Here is a 1353-nt window from a genome sequence, read left to right as displayed (position 1 = left end):
CGTGTCCCACGGGGTGGTGTAGGAACCGTCGATCCACGGCAGGATCGAGTTCGGGTCAGGCGGCCAGAGCTGGCAGGCTGACGATTGGGTTATGGCTCACCGAGCCGATTGTTTCCAGCGTCATGTAGCGGCGCGATACCGCCCACTCATCATTCTGCTCCAGCATCAGCGCGCCAACGAGGCGTATGACTGCGGGGTCATTCGGGAAGATGCCGATGACATCGGCCCTTCGCTTGATCTCCTTGTTCACCCTTTCCAGCGGGTTGGTAGACGCGATCTGCGCCCAGTGGTCCTTGGGGAACGCCATGTAGGCGAGAACATCCTCGCGCGATGCATCCATCATGTCGGCAAGCTTCGGGAACTTCTCGCGCAGGGCATCGGCGACCTGCTCCCACTGCTGATGTGCCGCTTCGGTCGTCTCCTGCGCGAAGATCGTCTTGATCATCGCGATCACGGCGGGCCGCTGTTTGGGCGCGGCATGGGCCAGCGCGTTGCGCATCCAGTGCACCCGGCAGCGTTGCTGGCTCGCGGCGAACACCTTGCTGGCGGCGGCGCGCAGTCCCTTGTGGTCATCGGCGATGACCAGCTTCACTCCGCGCAGTCCGCGATCCGCCAGCGAGCGCAGGAAGGCTTTCCAGAAAGGCTCCGCCTCCGAAGGGCCGGTGGCGACACCCAGCACTTCGCGGCGGCCATCGGTGTTGACGCCAACGGCGATTATCGCCGCCGTCGAGACGATGCGCCCACCTTCGCGGACCTTGAGGTAGGTGGCGTCGATCCACAGGTAAGGCCACTCGCCCTCGATCGGCCGCGCTAGGAAGGCATTCACCCGCTCGTCGATCTCGGCAACCAGACGGCTGACCTGGCTCTTCGATACGCCGCTGGCCCCCATCGCCTTGACCAGATCGTCGACCGAACGGGTCGAGACTCCGTGCACATAGGCCTCCTGAATCACCGCCGCCAAGGCCTTCTCGGCGGTGCGGCGCGGCTCCAGGAAGCTCGGGAAGTAGCTGCCCTTGCGCAGCTTGGGGATCGCCAGATCGATCCCGCCAGCACGGGTGTCCCATCCTCGTTCGCGGTAGCCGTTGCGGTGATTGAGACGCCCCGGGCTGCGAGAGCCGGACGGAGCGCCAGTCCTGGCCTCAATCTCCAGATCCATCATGCGCTCTGCGGCAAACGCCAGCATCTCGCGCACCAAATCGCTGTCTGCCCCTTGCTCAATCAGCTCAACAAGGGCCATTCTGTCGTCGGTCATCGTCTTCTTCTCCAGGTTCGAGTTCGCATCCGAACCCTACCAGAAGATCGACGGTGGCCACCCCAGCAGGGAAACCTTCCTACACCACCCCGTGGGACACG

At 64.2% G+C, this 1353-nt stretch carries 1 protein-coding gene; it reads right to left on the bottom strand.

Annotated features, from left to right (window positions below; all coding sequences use genetic code 11):
- Window positions 1-55 precede the first annotated feature (55 nt).
- Window positions 56-1252 carry an IS256 family transposase gene (locus tag ILT46_RS11960; protein ID WP_199504866.1) on the bottom strand — a complete coding sequence of 399 codons (1197 nt, stop codon included), beginning with the start codon at window positions 1250-1252 and terminating at the stop codon, window positions 56-58.
- Window positions 1253-1353 lie beyond the last annotated feature (101 nt).

It is taken from the genome of Qipengyuania sp. YIM B01966, from assembly GCF_016461955.1.
Classification (GTDB): Bacteria; Pseudomonadota; Alphaproteobacteria; order Sphingomonadales; family Sphingomonadaceae; genus QFOP01.
This window is presented reverse-complemented; position numbering and strand designations above follow the sequence as displayed.

Bases quoted from the DNA above. Each gene is read 5' to 3' on its own strand.
- ILT46_RS11960 (WP_199504866.1), bottom strand. From the start codon at position 1,252: ATGACCGACGACAGAATGGCCCTTGTTGAGCTGATTGAGCAAGGGGCA.